This is a genomic window from Streptomyces sp. NBC_00178 (genome assembly GCF_036206005.1).
Classification (GTDB): Bacteria; Actinomycetota; Actinomycetes; order Streptomycetales; family Streptomycetaceae; genus Streptomyces.
In genome coordinates this window covers 2,042,406-2,058,096 of record NZ_CP108143.1, presented here as the reverse complement: position 1 = coordinate 2,058,096, position 15,691 = coordinate 2,042,406, and the positions used below count along the sequence as shown (strand labels likewise).

Below are 15,691 nucleotides of genomic sequence, written 5' to 3'. Positions count from 1 at the left end.
GCAAGATGCTGGGCAGGTCATGAGTGACAGCGACTACGGCCCCGGCCCGCTGTCCGGCAACCCTCCGTCCGTGGCGGGGTGCCCCGGGTGAAGACCAGGCCGCAGTCAGCGAGGTCTGCGGCAAGCGCGGACCCCTCGGCATCGCTGGATGCCACCCCTTGGGGTCCTGGTCCCAGGGAGCCTTCTGTGAGCAAGCGAATGCGATAGGGCGCGAAGCCCTCCTCCGCACACCCTTTTCCTCCTTCCTCTCCGCGCTGCCGCGTACCGCCGGCGCGAGGATGTCGCCTGCCTCTTACGGGAGTTCGCCATGTCTGTACCCACCGCTGCCGCCGACCAGACCATTTGTGCCCCGCTGCCCGTTCTGGGCGCGGATGTCACCGTTCCGCTCGTCACCGGCGGGGACGTCACGTACGCCGCCCTCGACTACGCCGCCAGCGCCCCCGCCCTCCAGCGGGTGTGGGACGACGTGGCCGCCTACGCCCCGTACTACGGCAGCGTCCACCGCGGTGCCGGATACCTCTCGCAGCTCTCCACCGACCTGTTCGAGACGAGCCGGGCCACCGTCGCGGAGTTCCTGGGCTGCCGCGCCGACGACCAGGTGGTCTTCACCCGCTCGACGACCGACTCGCTCAACCTGCTGGCCGCCGCGCTGCCCGCCGGCTGCGAGGTGTTCGTGTTCGAGACCGAGCACCACGCCTCGCTGCTGCCCTGGCGGGACGCCCGGGTGACCTACCTCGACGCCCCGCGCACCCCGGACCAGGCCGTCGCCACGCTCGAGCGGGCCCTGGCCGCCCGCGACCCCTACGGCCCGGCCCTGGTCTGCGTCACGGGTGCCTCCAACGTCACCGGCGAGCTGTGGCCGGTGAAGGAACTGGCGGCTGCCGCCCACGCCCACGGGGCCCGGATCGTCCTCGACGCCGCGCAGCTGGCGCCCCATCACCCGGTGGACATCGCGGAGCTGGACGTCGACTGGGTCGCCTTCTCGGGCCACAAGCTGTACGCCCCGTTCGGCTCGGGCGTGCTCGCCGGCCGGGCCGACTGGCTGCGGGACGCCGAGCCCTACCTCGCCGGGGGCGGCGCCTCCCGCAAGGTGGCGCGGCGCACCGACGGGGGAGTGGACGTCGAGTGGCACACCACCGCGGCCCGCCACGAGGCCGGATCGCCCAACGTCATCGGCGTCTACTCCATCGCCGCCGCCTGCAAGGCCCTGACCGAGGCGGGCTTCGACCGGCTGGTCGAGCGCGAGCAGCAGCTCGTCACCCGGGTGCGGGAGGGGCTGGCCGGAGTCCCCGAGGTGAAGGTGCTCTCGCTGTTCGGCGACGACGCCCCGAGGGTCGGCGTCATCTCCTTCGTGGTCGAGGGCTGGAACAGCTCGCACTTCGCCGCCGCGCTCTCCGCGGAGTACGGCATCGGGGTGCGCGACGGACTGTTCTGCGCCCACCCGCTGGTGCGCACCCTGCTGGGCAGCGAGCCGCAGGACCCGGGTGAGTGCGGCGCCCCCGAGGCCGCTCCGGGGGAGAGGTCGCTCAACGCCATCCGGGTGAGTTTCGGGGCCGGGACGCCGGACGAGCACATCGAGCGGTTCCTGGGCGCGGTCCGGGAGCTCGTGAGCTCGGGCGCCCGCTGGGCCTACCGGACCGAGGACGGCCGCTGCGTCCCGGACCGGGGCGCCTTTGTCCAGGTCTGATCCGTCCGTGGGCGGAACCGGCCGGGACGGGAGCGTCTCCCCGTCCCGGCCGGAGCCGTCCGCCGCGCCTCAGGCGTCGAGGCCGATGGCGAAAGCCGCCTCGAGGTCGTGCTGCGAGTAGGTGCGGAAGGCCACGTGGGTGTCGGTCCCCTCGACTCCCGGGATCTTGCTGATCCGGCCCGGGATGACGTCGGCGAGGTCGTCGTGCCTGGCGACCCGGACCATGGCGATCAGGTCGTACGTGCCGGTGACCGAGAAGACCTCGCTGACGCTGTCCAGCGAGGCGATGGCCTCGGCGATCTCGGGGATCCGGTCCACGCTGGTCTTGATGAGAACGATCGCGGTGATCACGGCTGGCTTTCTCCCTCGGTGGCCGTGGCTGGTGGCTTCACTCTAGTACCACCCCGATAACGCCCCCAGGCGTACAGGAACCCGGCGGCGAAGCCCGCCACATGGGCGAGGTAGGCCACCCCCGGCCCGCTTCCCGCGCCCTGGGCCGCGAGCCACTGGAGCACGAACCAGAACACGAGCACGATCCACGCGGGGAAGCGCAGCGGCAGGAAGAAGAGGAACGGGAACAGGCTGGTGACGCGGGCCCGGGGGAAGAGGTAGAGGAAGGCGCCCAGCACGGCGGAGATCGCCCCCGACGCCCCGACCAGCGTCTGGTCCGAGCCCGCGTGCACGACCGCGTAGGCCACCAGGGCGAAATAGCCGCACGCGACGTAGAAGAAGACGAACTCGGTGCGCCCCATGCGTTCCTCGGCCATGGCGCCGAACACGTAGAGGAAGAGCATGTTGCCGAGCAGGTGCAGCCAGCTGCCGTGGACGAAGAGCGCGGTCAGCGGGGTCAGGGCCGCGTGGGCGGAGCCGTCCAGGAGTTCGCTGGGGATCACGCCCCACCGCTCGAAGTACCCCGCCTGCGCGGCGAGGAGCGCGTCGCCCTCGCCGTGGGTGGGGTTGAACCCGGAGAGCGGGCTGATCAGGAACACCGCACAGCACAGCGCCATCAGTCCGTACGTGACCGGGGCGCCGCCCGCGCCGGCCGCCGCGCCGAGCTCCCGGGCCCGCTTCCGCCAGTCGCCTTCCCGCAGATCGATCACGTACAGAGCATGACGCACACGGTGAGAACGGGACAGACCGCCTCGCCGTGCCGGCGGGGATGCGCGAGGCCGTAGGGTTGCCGCAGGACTTCCGCAGTTCGACGGCGCACCGCGAGACCGAAGACCTGGGCACGCACGAGAGACTCGACGAAAGAGGACTCAACGATGACGACGGTTCCCCAGCCGACGGACGCGACCCGCTGGCGCTGCACACTCTGCGGCAATCTCACCCGTTTCGACGTGACGCGCTCCTCGAAGGTCGTGGAGTACGTCCATCTCGACCTGGCCGGGGAGTCGAGTGTCGAGGAGCGGGAGGTGGTCAGTGAGACCATCGAGTCCGTGCGCTGCCGCTGGTGCAACGCGGTGGACCAGATCGAACTGGTCGACAGGCCGGGCGCCGACTCCTGACGGAGCCGTGCGGACCTACATATTGGGGTGATGGATGGTGGAGCAGCCGACAGGCGGCGCCGGACCGGCCGACGCGGCCGACGGCACCGCGGAGTCGCTCGACCGTCCGCTGCCCGAGGGCGTACGCCGCAGGGTGGTGGCGCTGGTCTCGGACGCCTTCGGCGGTCTGACGGTCGGCGAACTCCCCGCCCAGCTGCGACAGTACGCCCGCTTCACGCCGAGCAGGCGCGCCAAGTTCGCGGGTAACGCGATGGCGGCCGCCCTGGAGAGCGACCCGGCCTTCCGGCGGCGCATCGGCGAGCGGATCGGCCAGACCCAGCCGGAACTCGCCGACGCGCTGAAGTCCGGCGCGCCGCCCGCCGCGGCGGACCCGGTCGACGTGGCCGCCGCCGCGTACGTGCTGCGGCCCGCCGGCTGGGTCAAGCTCGTCGCCGCCGCGGGCGAGGAGGTCCAGCGGGCGCACGCCGAGCGGGCCGACGAGGAGACCCGGCGGGAACTGGAGCGGCTGCGCGAGGAACTCGACCGCGCCCGCGGCCAGACCCGGGCCGACACCGAGCGGCTGCGTACGGAGCTGGACGCGTCACGCAAGGAGAACGACTCCCTCCATCGAAAGCTCCGCAGCGCGCTCAGCGAGGTGAAGCGCGGGGAGGCCGCCCTGCGCAAGCTCGGCGCGGAGACGGACACCGTGCGCGCCGAGACCGCCGCCCAGGTGTCCGCGGCGGAGAGTGAGACCCGTCGGCTCAAGGCGCGGCTCGCCGAGGCGGAGGCCTCGGTCGAGGCGGGCCGCAGAGCCGCCAGGGAGGGCCGGTCGGTCGAGGACATGCGGCTGCGGCTGCTCCTGGACACCGTGCTGGACGCCGCTCAGGGGCTGCGCCGCGAACTGGCCCTGCCCCCTTCCTCGATCCGCCCCGCGGACGGGGTCGAGGCGGTGGAGCCGGGCCGCATGTCGCCCAAGGACATCGCGGCCAGGGCGCTTTCGGAGACGGATCCGGCCCTGCTCGACCAGTTGCTGGCCCTGCCCCAGGCGCATCTCATCGTCGACGGTTACAACGTCACGAAGACCGGCTATCCGCAGATGCCCCTGGAGAAGCAGCGGTTGCGCCTCCTCGGCGGACTCTCCGTCCTCGCCGCCCAGACCGGCGCCGAGATGACCTGCGTCTTCGACGGCGCCGAACTGGCCGTCCCGGTCCTGCTGGCTCCGCCACGCGGCGTGCGGGTGCTGTTCAGCAAGGCGGGGGTGACCGCGGACGAGCTGATCAGGCAACTGGCCCGCGCCGAACCGCCGGGCAGACCCGTCGTCGTGGTCTCCACCGACCGCGAGGTGGCGGACGGCGTGGCGAAGGCCGGTGCGAGACCGGTGGCGTCCGCCTTGCTCCTGAAGCGCCTTTCGCGCGTCTAGGGCGCATTGAGCGGCTTGGGTGACTTGCCGGAATTTACGGAACGTACCGTCAAGTCGTCGCTACACGCAGTGCGATGAAAGTAAAGAAGTGGCTGGTGCGGCGAGATTTTGCTTGTGAGGATTTGAACTGATCACAAGATGGTCACTAGGGTCAGGCCTCGAACCTTCGCACGGTTGATCGCCCACCAGGGGTGGCGGCGAAGGAACCGCCGATTCCGTGATGTGCACGGAGCCGGGGATCCTGTCCCCCACAGCCCGGTAGGCGGCTCGAGGAAGAAGGAGCTCGCCTTCGTGGCGTCCCACCGTCGTCCCAAGCAGCCGAGCCGCACCCGCGTGACCGTGCTCACCGCGACCGCCGCAGCGGCCGTGGCGCTGACCTCCCAGGCCGCGCACGCCGACCCCAAGCCGACCACGAAAGAGGTCAAGGCGAAGGTCGACAAGCTCTACCACGAGGCCGAGGAGGCCACGGAGAAGGCCAACGGCGCCAAGGAGCAGCAGGACAAGCTCAAGAAGCAGGCCGAGGCCCTCCAGGACAAGGTCGCCCGCGGCCAGGACGAGCTCAACACCCTGCGGGGTGAACTCGGTTCCCTGGCGACGGCGCAGTACCGCTCCGGCGGTCTCGACCCGTCGGTCCAGCTGCTGCTCTCCTCGGACCCGGACAGCTTCCTCGACCAGGCCTCCGCGCTCGACCAGCTGACCGCCAAGCAGGCCGAGTCGCTGCAGAAGATCCAGGCGAAGCAGCGCACCCTCGCGCAGCAGCGCAAGGAGGCGCAGGCCAAGCTCGCGGACCTCGACGACGTCCGCACCTCGCTGAACGCGAACAAGAAGAAGTACCAGGGCAAGCTCGCCGACGCCCAGAAGCTCCTCAACACCCTCACCGCCGCCGACCGGGCCAAGATGGCCGCCGACGAGCAGCGCGCCAGCCGCGCCGCCGGTGACCGGGTCGACCTCGGCAACGAGGTCCCCGCGTCCGCCCGCGGCGCCGCCGCCCTCAGCGCGGCCGCCACGCAGCAGGGCAAGCCGTACGTCTCCGGCGGCACCGGCCCCAACTCGTTCGACTGCTCGGGTCTGACCCAGTGGGCCTACGCCCGGGCCGGCGTCCAGATCACCCGCACCACGTACACCCAGATCAACGACGGTGTCCGGATCGGCCGCAGCGCCCTCAAGCCGGGCGACCTGGTCTTCTTCAACAACACCTCGCACGTCGGCCTCTACGCCGGCAACAACCAGATCCTGCACGCCCCGAAGCCCGGCGCCGTCGTCCGCTACGAGTCGATGGACTACATGGGCACCTTCCAGTTCGGCGTCCGCGTCTGACGCCCGAACGGGCGAATCGCGGCACCCCCGCCGGCACCCCGCCCCGCCGGAGACCACAGGTCACCGGTGGGGCGCCGTCGTTCCCGCGCTCCGGCACCCCGGCGTGGCCTTTGGTCAGTCCGTAGCCGTCCGGTTACTGTCTGCGCTGCCGTGCAGCTCCCGTGCGTCGGTCCGCCCGCCCGGGCGGCAGGGGCTGCGCACGTCTGCGTACAGCGGAAGGGAGTGCGGCTTCCTGTGGTGTCGCATCGCCGCCCCACCCGGCCCGGTCTGAACCGTGGTGTCCGGGCCACCGTCCTGTCCGCCGCCGCGGCCACCGCCGCCGCCACCCTGGGCACCGCCCCGGCGAGCGCGGACCCGCAGGACTCCCACGAGAGTGCGAAGGCCGCCGTGGACCGCCTGTACGGGGAGGCGGAGCGGGCCACCGAGCGGTTCAACGCGGCCCGGGAGAACCTCGGCCGGCTGCGCGGCCGGATCGACGCGGCCCAGGACTCCGCCGCCCGCACCCAGGAGGAGATCAACCGGTTGCGGGACTCCCTCGGCGCGATGGCGGGCGCGCAGTACCGGTCGGGCGCCGTCGACCCGTCGGTCGCCCTGCTGCTCTCCTCGGACCCCGACACCTTCCTCGACCGGGCGGCGGCCCTCGACCGGGCCGGTGAGCGCAGTGCCGTCACCCTGCACAAGCTCCGCCACGCCCAGCGCAGGATCGAACAGAGCCGCGCGGAGGCCGCCGGAGCCCTGGCCGCCATGGAGCGCGACCGCGCGGCCGTGGCCCGCCACAAGCGCACGGTGGAGGGCAAGCTGGCCCGCGCCCGGCAGCTGCTGAGGGCGATGCCCGCCGCGGACCGCGACGAACTGGGCCGTTCCTCGCGCTCCGGTGCGCACGGCGACCTCTCCGCCGTCGCGGCGTCCGCCCGCGGCGCAGCCGCCCTCATGGCGGCACGGCAGGCCCTAGGGCGCCCGTACGTGTGGGGTGCCAACGGTCCCGCCGGGTTCGACTGCTCGGGCCTCATGCAGTGGGCCTACGCCCAGGCCGGGGTGGGCCTGCCCCGGACGTCGCAGGCGCAGCGGTACGCGGGCCGCATGGTGCCGCTCTCGCAGGCCCGGCCCGGCGACCTGGTCGCCTACCGCGCGGACGCCAGTCACATCGGGATGTACGCGGGCGGGGGCCAGGTCATCCACGCCCCGTATCCGGGCGCCCCGGTCCGCTACGACCCCGTCGGCATGATGCCCGTCTCCTCGGTCACCCGCGTCTGACCGTACGATCGGCTGGATGGCTGTTCGGACGCAGGACGGGCGGCGGACACGGTTCCGCGGACGGGGCACGGCAGGGGCCGTGCTCGCCGTCCTGCTGCTCGCGCCCGCCTGCGCAGCCCCTCCCGACACCGCGGCCGGCCCCACCGCCCGGCAGGTCTCCGCCGCCCTCGGCCGGCGTGCCGCGGCGGTCCTGCACCACGACGAGGCCGCCTACCTGGCCGGGCTCGACCCGCGCGCCGCGTCCTTCCGCTCGTCCCAGCGGACCGAACTGCGCAACCTCGCCGACGTGCCCCTGGAATCGTGGGCGTACGAGGTGAAGGGCATCACCGGCGACGGCGCGGACCGGGTCACCGCCGAGGTCGAGCTGCGCTACCGGATCAAGGACTACGACAAGGCGCCCATGTCGTCCTCCCGCACGGTGCGGCTGGTCCGCCGGGACGGCGGGCGGACCTGGTACATCGCGGCCGACCGGGCATCGGAGGGCAGCCCCGGACAGCTCTGGGAGCAGGGTGACGTCCAGGCCGTACGGGGCACGCGCAGCCTCGTCCTGGGGGTCGGGCGGCGGGAGGCGGAACTGCGGCGCGTCGCGGACACCGCGGACACCGCCGTCCCGTCGGTCGCCGAGGCGTGGCCCGCGTCCTGGGCGGAGGGGGTGGTGATACTCGTCCCGAGGACCGTCGAGGACATGGCCGGGCTCCTGGGGTCGCCGGTGGCCAGCTACCGGGGCATAGCCGCGGTCACCACCGGCGAGGTCGGCGGCAACGGCAGGGCACCGGCGGACCGGGTGGTCGTCAACCCGCAGGCGTACGGCATGCTCGGCGACTTCGGGCAGCGGGTCGTCCTCACGCACGAGACCACCCACGTCGCCACCCGCGCCCACACCTCCGCCGCCACCCCCGTCTGGCTCTCCGAGGGCTTCGCGGACCGGACCGCCTACCGCCACGAGACCCGCACCGCCCCGGAGCTCGCGCCGGAACTCACCGAGGCCGTCCGCGCCGGCGACCTGCCCGCGCGGCTCCCGGCGGACGAGGACTTCGGTTTCGACGAGGACCCCACGACGCTCTCCCGGGCCTACGAGGGCGGCTGGCTGGCCTGCGAACTCATCGCGCGGGACTGGGGCGAGGACGAGCTGATCGCCTTCTACAAGGCCGTGGGCAGCCGTTCCGGGCGGGACGGGGCGGTGGAGCACGCCATGCAGTCGGTCCTCGGCACGACACCCGAGGACTTCACGGTGCGCTGGCGGGACTATCTTCGCGACCGGCTGGGCTGACCCGCTCCACCCCGGCGCCCCGGCGCCCGTCCGGCACGGTCCCGCGCCACAGCCGGCGCCCGGCACTGAACGTGGCCACGACCAGCAGGCCGTTGCGTACGGCCATGAGGGCCACGCCCTCCGCGTCACCGGCGACCACATGGGCGAAGCCCAGCGGGAACTCCAGCAGCGTGACACCCGTGGCCGCCAGGACGAGCCAGGCCGGCGGACCCATGCGACTGCCCCGGAACACCAGGCACACGGCGGCGACCCCGAGCGGCCAGACCATGTACTGCGGGCTGATCACCCGGCTGGTCACGGTGAACAGCAGCACCGCCGCGAAGGCCGCGTCCGCCGGGGTGTGCACCGCGAACGTACGGGCGCGCAGCCGCCACACCAGCAGCCAGCCGAGGGCGGACACGCTCAGCGCCAGGGCCAGGGTGCTCACCAGGGCGACGTGCGGACCGGCGAACTCCATCGAGCCGTACCGCAGCTCCACCCGGCCGCTCCAGCCGAACTGCCGGGCGACCTGGAAGAACAGCGCCCCGAGCGACTCGATCTCCAGTCCCCGGTCCCGCTGGAACGCCAGGAAGGCGAACGCCCCCGGCACGGCCACGGCCGCCACGACGAGCAGCACGCCGGCCGTCACCGCGGCGGCGGACCACGACCGCCGTGTCGCCCGTCCCGGGGCCGTGCCCACCAGCAGCAGCACCGGCCACACCTTCAGCAGCGCCCCGAAGGCGGCCAGGGCGCCCATGGCCCGTGGGTGGCGCACCCCCGCCAGCAGCGCCGCCACCGCCACCGCCGTCACCATCAGGTCGTAGCGGGCGTAGACGGTCGGCCCCAGCAGCGGCACCCCCAGCACCCACAGCCACACCCCGGCGCTCCCGCCCTCCGGACGGCCCGCCGCCCGGAGCAGCAGCCCCAGGACCAGCGCGTCGCAGAGCAGCACGAGCACGAAGAACGCGGAGGCGTAGTCGAGGAAGGGGAGCAGGTCCGGCGAGAGCACGGCGAGCGCCGCGGCGGGCGGGTACTGCCAGGTGACGTCGTCCAGCGGATACGAACCGGCGTGGAACACCTCGTACCAGCCCCGGTAGATCACCGAGACGTCGCTCGTCACGTCCGGGCCGGGCACCGTGAACACCTTGAACACGCAGAGCAGCAGCACCGCCCGGGTGAGGCCCCACACGGCGAGGGACAGACCCCGGCCCACCCGGTCACTCGTACCTGTCCTGACCGTCATGCACGCCATGATGCAGGCCCGGGCCGGGCGGGAGCCGTGAGGCAGGGCCGTCGGGGCGCCCGGTACTGTCGGCGGCGATGGACAAGACCTTGATCGTGACGAACGACTTCCCGCCCCGCCCCGGCGGCATCCAGGCCTTCCTGCACAACATGGCGCTGCGCATGGATCCGGACCGGATCGTCGTCTACGCCTCCACCTGGAAGCGGGGCGAGGAGGGGGCCGCGGCGACCGCCGCCTTCGACGCCGAGCAGCCCTTCACCGTCGTGCGCGACCGCACCACGATGCTGCTGCCCACCCCGAGGGTGACGCGCACGGCCGGCCGGCTGCTGCGCGAGCACGCGTGCACGTCGGTCTGGTTCGGCGCGGCCGCGCCCCTCGGACTGATGGCTCCGGCGCTGCGCCGGGCCGGAGCGCGCCGCCTGGTGGCCACCACGCACGGACACGAGGCGGGCTGGGCCCAGCTGCCGGCCTCCCGGCAGCTGCTGCGCCGTATCGGCGAGGGCACCGACACGATCACCTACCTCGGCGAGTACACCCGCTCCAGGATCGCCGCCGCGCTCACCCCGGAGGCGGCGGGCCGCATGGTGCAGCTCCCGCCGGGGGTCGACGAGAAGACCTTCCATCCGGCCTCGGGCGGCGACCGGGTCAGGGCCCGTCTCGGGCTCACCGACCGGCCCGTCGTCGTGTGCGTGTCGCGGCTTGTGCCGCGCAAGGGCCAGGACACCCTCATCCTCGCCATGCCCGCGATCCTGGCGAAGGTGCCGGACGCCGTCCTCCTCGTCGTCGGCGGCGGCCCGTACGCCGGGCAGCTAAGGAAGCTGGCGGCGGAGACCGGAGTCGAGGACTCCGTGCGCTTCACCGGACCGGTGCCCTGGGAGGAGCTGCCCGCGCACTACGGCGCCGGTGACGTCTTCGCGATGCCCTGCCGCACACGGCGCGGCGGTCTCGACGTCGAGGGCCTCGGCATCGTCTACCTGGAGGCGTCCGCGACGGGGCTGCCCGTGGTGGCCGGCGACTCGGGCGGCGCCCCGGACGCCGTGCTCGACGGGGAGACCGGCTGGGTCGTGCGGGGCGGCTCCGCGGAGGAGTCCGCCGACCGGATCGTCACCCTGCTCGGGGACGCGGAGCTGCGCCGCCGCATGGGGGAGCGGGGCCGGGCCTGGGTCGAGGAGAAATGGCGCTGGGACCTGCTGGCCGAGAAGCTGAGGACGCTGCTCTGAGTCCCGCACCCCGGGCGCCGTACTCCGAACGCCGTACCCGGCGCGTTGTACGAGGAGGGGCCCCGCACCGGTTCAACACCGGTGCGGGGCCCCTCCTCGTACGGACGCGGCTCAGGCGCGGTAGATCGACTCGACCTCGTCCGCGAAGTCCTTCGCGACGACGTTGCGCTTCAGCTTCAGCGACGGAGTGATGTGGCCCGCCTCCTCGGTGAACTGCGCGGCCAGCACGCGGAACTTGCGCACGGACTCCGCCTTGGAGACCGCCGCGTTGCCGTCGTCCACGGCCCGCTGCACCTCCGCCAGCAGTTCGGGGTCCTCGCGCAGCGACACGGCCGTCGACCCGGCGGGCTTGCCGTTCTCCTCGGCCCAGCGCGAGAGGAACTCCTCGTCGAGGGTGAGCAGCGCGCCGACGAACGGCCGGCCGTCGCCGACCACCATGCACTCCGCGACCAGCGCGTGCGCCCGGATGCGGTCCTCGATCACCGCGGGGGCGACGTTCTTGCCGCCCGCCGTCACGATGATCTCCTTCTTGCGGCCGGTGATCGCGAGGTAGCCGTCCTCGTCGAGCGTCCCGATGTCACCCGTGTGGAACCAGCCGTCGGCCAGTGCCTCGGCCGTGGCCGCGTCGTTCTTCCAGTACCCGGTGAACAGGTGCTCGCCGTGCAGCAGGACCTCGCCGTCGTCGGCGATCCGGACGACGGACCCGGGCAGGGGCTGGCCGACCGTGCCGATCTTCTGCCGGTCCCACGGGTTGAAGGCCGTCGCCGCGCAGGTCTCGGTCAGGCCGTAGCCCTCCAGCACCGTGAAGCCGATGCCGCGGAAGAAGTGGCCCAGCCGCTCGCCGAGCGGGGCGCCGCCGGAGATGGCGTACTCGCCGCGTCCGCCGAGCACGGTGCGCAGCTTGCCGAACACCAGCTTGTCGAAAACCTTGTGCTTGAGCTTCAGTCCCACCGTGGGGCCCTGCGGTGTGCCCAGCGCGCGGCTGTACGCGATCGCGGTGTCGGCCGCCCGGTCGAAGATCCTGCCCTTCCCGTCGGCCTGGGCCTTGGCGCGCGCCGAGTTGTAGACCTTCTCGAAGACGCGGGGCACCCCGAGGATGAGCGTCGGCCGGAAGGAGGCCAGCTCATCGGTGAGGTTCTTGATGTCCGGGACGCAGCCGAGCTTGATCGGTGCCATCACCGAGGCGATCTCGACCAGCCGGCCGAAGACGTGGGCGGTGGGGAGGAAGAGCAGGACGGAGCACTCACCGGTACGGAAGAGGGGCTTGAGCCGCTCCACGATGTTGCCGCACTCCGCGAAGAAGCTGCGGTGCGTCAGCACACAGCCCTTCGGGCGGCCAGTGGTGCCCGAGGTGTAGACGATCGTCGCCGGGTCGTCGGCCTTGGCGCTGACCATGCGCAGGTCCAGGGTCTCCTCGGAGACGGAGGCGCCCGACGCCGCGAGCTCCGCGACCGCGCCCCGCTCGATCTCCCAGACGTGCTCCAGCCCGGGGAGCCGGTCGCGCACCGAGGCGACCGACCGCGCGTGGGCGTCGCTCTCCACGAGGACGGCGACCGCGCCCGAGTCGCCGAGTATCCACTGGACCTGTTCGGCGGAGCTCGTCTCGTAGACCGGCACGGTGACCGCGCCCGCGCTCCAGATGGCGAAGTCGAGCAGGACCCACTCGAAGCGGGTGCGGGACATGAGGGCGACCCGGTCGCCGGGCCGGATGCCCGACGCGATCAGGCCCTTGGCGGTGTCCTTGACCTCGGCGAGGAACTGCGTGGCGGTGACGTCCGTCCAGGCGCCCGCGACCTTGCGGCTCATCACCGCGACATCGGGATGCTGAGCGGCGTTGCGGCGGATGAGATCCGTCAGGTTGCCGTCCGTGGGGACCTCGTACAGGGCCGGAAGGCTGAACTCGCGCAAGACTGCTGCTCCTCATCGGGCTCCGGTTACACGGCTCCGTGCGACGCACCGGATGCGGTCCAAGACTGGCAGATGCTCAGTGGGGTGAGCACGACTGGACTGGCCGGACGTTACCCACCGGTAGGCGGTTCCGGAAAGGGGGTTCCGGCCAGATGTCTTATGCATCACACATATCGGGGGTCCTTCGGCGCACATTAGTCCACCCGTGTCCCCATCCGGAAGTAACCGCAGGTCCGGCGGGTTCTACCCACAGCGGCGGGTGGAGACCTAGGCTGATCTCCATGCGAGCCGGCGCACCCCTGAACCGACACACAACCACCACGCGGCCAACACGTGTGCACGTCGTCAGCGACGTCCACGGCAACACCGAGGCACTCGCCCGCGCCGGGGACGGCGCGGACGCCCTGATCTGCCTCGGCGACCTGGTCCTCTTCCTCGACTACGCCGACCACTCACGCGGCATCTTCCCCGACCTGTTCGGCACGGAGAACGCGGACAGGATCGTCGAGCTGCGCACCGCGCGGCGCTTCGACGAGGCACGCGCCTTCGGCCGCGAGCTGTGGGCCGGGCGGGACCGCAACGCGGCGATCCTGTCCGCCGTACGCAAGCAGTACGCGGAGATGTTCGCCGTCATGCCCACCCCGACCTACGCCACCTACGGCAACGTCGACGTCCCCACGCTCTGGCCCGAGTACGCCGGGCCCGGTACCACCGTGCTGGACGGCGAACGGGCCGAGATCGGCGGCCTGGTCTTCGGCTTCGTAGGCGGCGGCCTGAAGACCCCGATGAACACCCCGTACGAGATCGGCGACGAGGAGTACGCCGCCAAGGTCGAGGCGCTCGGGGAGGTGGACGTCCTGTGCTCGCACATCCCGCCGGAGGTCCCCGAGCTGACGTACGACACCGTGGCCCGGCGCTTCGAGCGCGGCAGTACCGCCCTCCTGGACGCCATCCACCGGACCCGTCCCCGCTACGCCCTCTTCGGCCACGTCCACCAGCCGCTCGTGCGGCGGATGCGGATCGGCGCCACCGAGTGCGTCAACGTCGGCCACTTCGCGTCGACCGGCCGCCCCTGGGCCCTGGAATGGTGAGCGACACGGGCACCGGCCAGGGGCCGGGGCGCGGACGGAGCGGCAGCGCGTACGCGATAGCCTGCACACGGCAGGCCTCTGCCGAACGCGACCGGTACACCGCACTGGAGGGCCACGGCGATGGCTGAACACACCAGCTCGAGCATCACGATCGAGGCGGCACCGGCCGACGTCATGGGCGTGATCGCCGACTTCGACCGCTATCCGGAATGGACCGGAGAGGTCAAGGAGGCCGAGATCCTGGCCGCCGACGACCAGGGCCGCGCCGAACAGGTCAGGCTCGTCCTCGACGCCGGTGCGATCAAGGACGACCACGTCCTCGCCTACACCTGGAACAGCGAGTACGAGGTCGGCTGGACCCTCGTGAAGTCCCAGATGCTGCGCGCCCTCGACGGCAGCTACGCCCTGGCGCCCCTCGGGGACGGCGACCGCACCGAGGTGACCTACCGCCTCGCCGTCGACGTCAAGATCCCGCTCCTCGGCATGATCAAGCGCAAGGCCGAGAAGGTCATCATCGACCGCGCCCTCGCCGGGCTCAAGAAGCGCGTCGAGTCCGTCTCCAAGGCCTGATCACGTGCGTACGGTCCTCGTCACCGGCCCCGGCGGCGCAGGCCGTACCACCGTCGCCGCGGCGACCGCGCTGGCCTCGGCCCGCGACGGCCGCCGCACGCTCCTCGTGTCCGCCGACGCCGTGCCCGCCCTGCCCGCGGGCGCCGCTCCCACCGAGGCCGCCGAACGGCTCGACTGCGTCCGCGTCGACTCGGCAGCACACTTCCGCGCCGAACTCCTCGACATCCAGGAGCGCGCGTCGGGGGTCCTCGACCTGCTCGGCGCCAACCGGCTCGACGGCGAGGAACTGACCGAGCTGCCCGGCAGCGCGCAGCTCGCCGTCCTGCACACGCTGCGCCGCGTCACCGAGGGCGACTGGGCAGGACGCGGCTACGACGTACTCGTCGTCGACCTGCCCCCGCTGACCGAGGCCCTCGCCCTGCTCGCCCTGCCCGGGCAGCTCCGCCGCTACCTGCGCCGTCTCCTGCCCCGCGAACGCCAGGCCGCTCGCGCCCTGCGACCGGTGCTGGCCCAGCTCGCCGGGGTCCCCATGCCCGCACAGTGGCTGTACGAGGCCGCCACCCGCAAGGACGCCGAACTGGCTTCCGTGCAGGCCCTGTTCGAGGACCAGGCGACCACCGTGCGGCTGGTCGCCGAGCCCGGTCCGGCCGCCGCGGAAGCGCTGCGCACCGCCCGCACCGGACTCGCGCTGCACGGACTGCGCGTCGACGCGCTCGTCGCCGCACGGGTCCTGCCCCGCCACTCCAGCGACCCCTGGTTCGCCGATCTCGCCGCGCTCCAGGAGAAGACGCTGGACCACTGGCAGCAGGAGTGGGAGCCCGCGACGCCCGTGCGCGAGACCCCCCACCTCGGCCACGAGCCGCGCACCGCCGACGACCTGGCTGTCCTCGCCCGGACCTGCGCGCCGGACGAGCGGACACCCGGACACGCCGGGGACCCCTGGTGGACGGAGAACTCCGACGACGGGGTCATCTCCTGGTGCCTGCCGCTGCCCGGAGCCGTCAAGCAGGACCTCAAGCTCGTCCGCCGCGGCGACGAACTCCTGCTCACGGCGGGCCCGTTCCACCGGATCGTCGGCCTGGAGTCCGCCCTGCGCCGCTGCACCGTCTCCGGGGCGGCCCTGACCGACGGCGTCCTGCGTGTCCGGTTCACACCGGACCCGGACCTGTGGCCGCGTACACGATGAACGGAATACCACCGTTCGGGTACCGTCGGTAGTACGTGGCCCCCACGGTCACGAAGCAA

14 protein-coding genes and 1 riboswitch are annotated in these 15,691 nt (G+C 72.6%); of the genes, 10 read left to right on the top strand and 4 right to left on the bottom strand.

The annotated features are described in order from the left end of the window. Window positions 1-15: 15 nt before the first annotated feature. Window positions 16-133: riboswitch (SAM riboswitch) on the top strand. A gap of 174 nt (window positions 134-307) precedes the next feature. Then, complete coding sequence (locus OHT61_RS08870) at window positions 308-1,687, top strand: aminotransferase class V-fold PLP-dependent enzyme (RefSeq protein ID WP_329036606.1); 1,380 nt, start codon at window positions 308-310, stop codon at window positions 1,685-1,687. Between the two features lie 69 nt (window positions 1,688-1,756). Here the strand turns inward: OHT61_RS08870 and OHT61_RS08865 are convergent, their stop codons facing one another. Beyond that, on the bottom strand, window positions 1,757-2,038 hold the full coding sequence (locus OHT61_RS08865; RefSeq protein WP_329036605.1) for an Lrp/AsnC family transcriptional regulator: 282 nt from the start codon (window positions 2,036-2,038) through the stop codon (window positions 1,757-1,759). Beyond that, window positions 2,035-2,787 (bottom strand): rhomboid family intramembrane serine protease, encoded by a 753-nt coding sequence (locus OHT61_RS08860; RefSeq protein ID WP_327119373.1) that lies wholly within the window; start codon window positions 2,785-2,787, stop codon window positions 2,035-2,037. Before OHT61_RS08860 ends, OHT61_RS08865 begins: the two co-directional genes overlap by 4 nt. Before the next feature lie 165 nt (window positions 2,788-2,952). On the opposite strand from OHT61_RS08860, the gene OHT61_RS08855 reads away from it, so the two are divergent. The 5 genes from OHT61_RS08855 to OHT61_RS08835 all read left to right on the top strand — a co-directional run bounded on the left by OHT61_RS08855 (window position 2,953) and on the right by OHT61_RS08835 (window position 8,435). Beyond that, window positions 2,953-3,195 carry a hypothetical protein gene (locus OHT61_RS08855; RefSeq protein WP_018555472.1) on the top strand — a complete coding sequence of 81 codons (243 nt, stop codon included), beginning with the start codon at window positions 2,953-2,955 and terminating at the stop codon, window positions 3,193-3,195. A 37-nt stretch (window positions 3,196-3,232) separates the two neighbouring features. After that, the gene (locus OHT61_RS08850) at window positions 3,233-4,594 is read left to right on the top strand and encodes an NYN domain-containing protein (RefSeq protein WP_329043158.1); all 1,362 of its coding nucleotides are present in this window, start codon (window positions 3,233-3,235) and stop codon (window positions 4,592-4,594) included. 291 nt (window positions 4,595-4,885) lie between these two features. Next, complete coding sequence (locus tag OHT61_RS08845) at window positions 4,886-5,911, top strand: C40 family peptidase (protein ID WP_329036598.1); 1,026 nt, start codon at window positions 4,886-4,888, stop codon at window positions 5,909-5,911. Between the two features lie 234 nt (window positions 5,912-6,145). Next, window positions 6,146-7,165 (top strand): C40 family peptidase, encoded by a 1,020-nt coding sequence (locus OHT61_RS08840; protein WP_329036596.1) that lies wholly within the window; start codon window positions 6,146-6,148, stop codon window positions 7,163-7,165. A 16-nt stretch (window positions 7,166-7,181) separates the two neighbouring features. After that, window positions 7,182-8,435, top strand: coding sequence for a hypothetical protein (locus OHT61_RS08835; RefSeq protein ID WP_329036594.1), 1,254 nt, complete (start codon window positions 7,182-7,184; stop codon window positions 8,433-8,435). Here OHT61_RS08835 and OHT61_RS08830 read toward each other — a convergent pair. Then, window positions 8,392-9,657 (bottom strand): glycosyltransferase family 87 protein, encoded by a 1,266-nt coding sequence (locus tag OHT61_RS08830; protein ID WP_329036592.1) that lies wholly within the window; start codon window positions 9,655-9,657, stop codon window positions 8,392-8,394. The two genes, OHT61_RS08835 and OHT61_RS08830, sit on opposite strands and share 44 nt — an antisense overlap. Before the next feature lie 77 nt (window positions 9,658-9,734). Between OHT61_RS08830 and OHT61_RS08825 the strand changes: the two genes are divergently transcribed. Beyond that, entirely contained in the window at window positions 9,735-10,877 is a 1,143-nt protein-coding gene (locus OHT61_RS08825) for a glycosyltransferase family 4 protein (RefSeq protein WP_329036590.1), read from the top strand. A 111-nt stretch (window positions 10,878-10,988) separates the two neighbouring features. Here OHT61_RS08825 and OHT61_RS08820 read toward each other — a convergent pair whose 3' ends face one another. Beyond that, on the bottom strand, window positions 10,989-12,785 hold the full coding sequence (locus OHT61_RS08820; protein WP_329036588.1) for an AMP-dependent synthetase/ligase: 1,797 nt from the start codon (window positions 12,783-12,785) through the stop codon (window positions 10,989-10,991). 281 nt (window positions 12,786-13,066) lie between these two features. On the opposite strand from OHT61_RS08820, the gene OHT61_RS08815 reads away from it, so the two are divergent. The 3 genes from OHT61_RS08815 (at window position 13,067) to OHT61_RS08805 (ending at window position 15,632) form a co-directional block, all read left to right on the top strand. Next, entirely contained in the window at window positions 13,067-13,876 is an 810-nt protein-coding gene (locus OHT61_RS08815; RefSeq protein WP_329036586.1) for a metallophosphoesterase family protein, read from the top strand. Between the two features lie 120 nt (window positions 13,877-13,996). Then, window positions 13,997-14,446 carry an SRPBCC family protein gene (locus OHT61_RS08810; protein ID WP_329036583.1) on the top strand — a complete coding sequence of 150 codons (450 nt, stop codon included), beginning with the start codon at window positions 13,997-13,999 and terminating at the stop codon, window positions 14,444-14,446. 4 nt (window positions 14,447-14,450) lie between these two features. Next, window positions 14,451-15,632 carry an ArsA family ATPase gene (locus OHT61_RS08805; RefSeq protein ID WP_329036581.1) on the top strand — a complete coding sequence of 394 codons (1,182 nt, stop codon included), beginning with the start codon at window positions 14,451-14,453 and terminating at the stop codon, window positions 15,630-15,632. The last annotated feature ends 59 nt before the right edge of the window (window positions 15,633-15,691 follow it).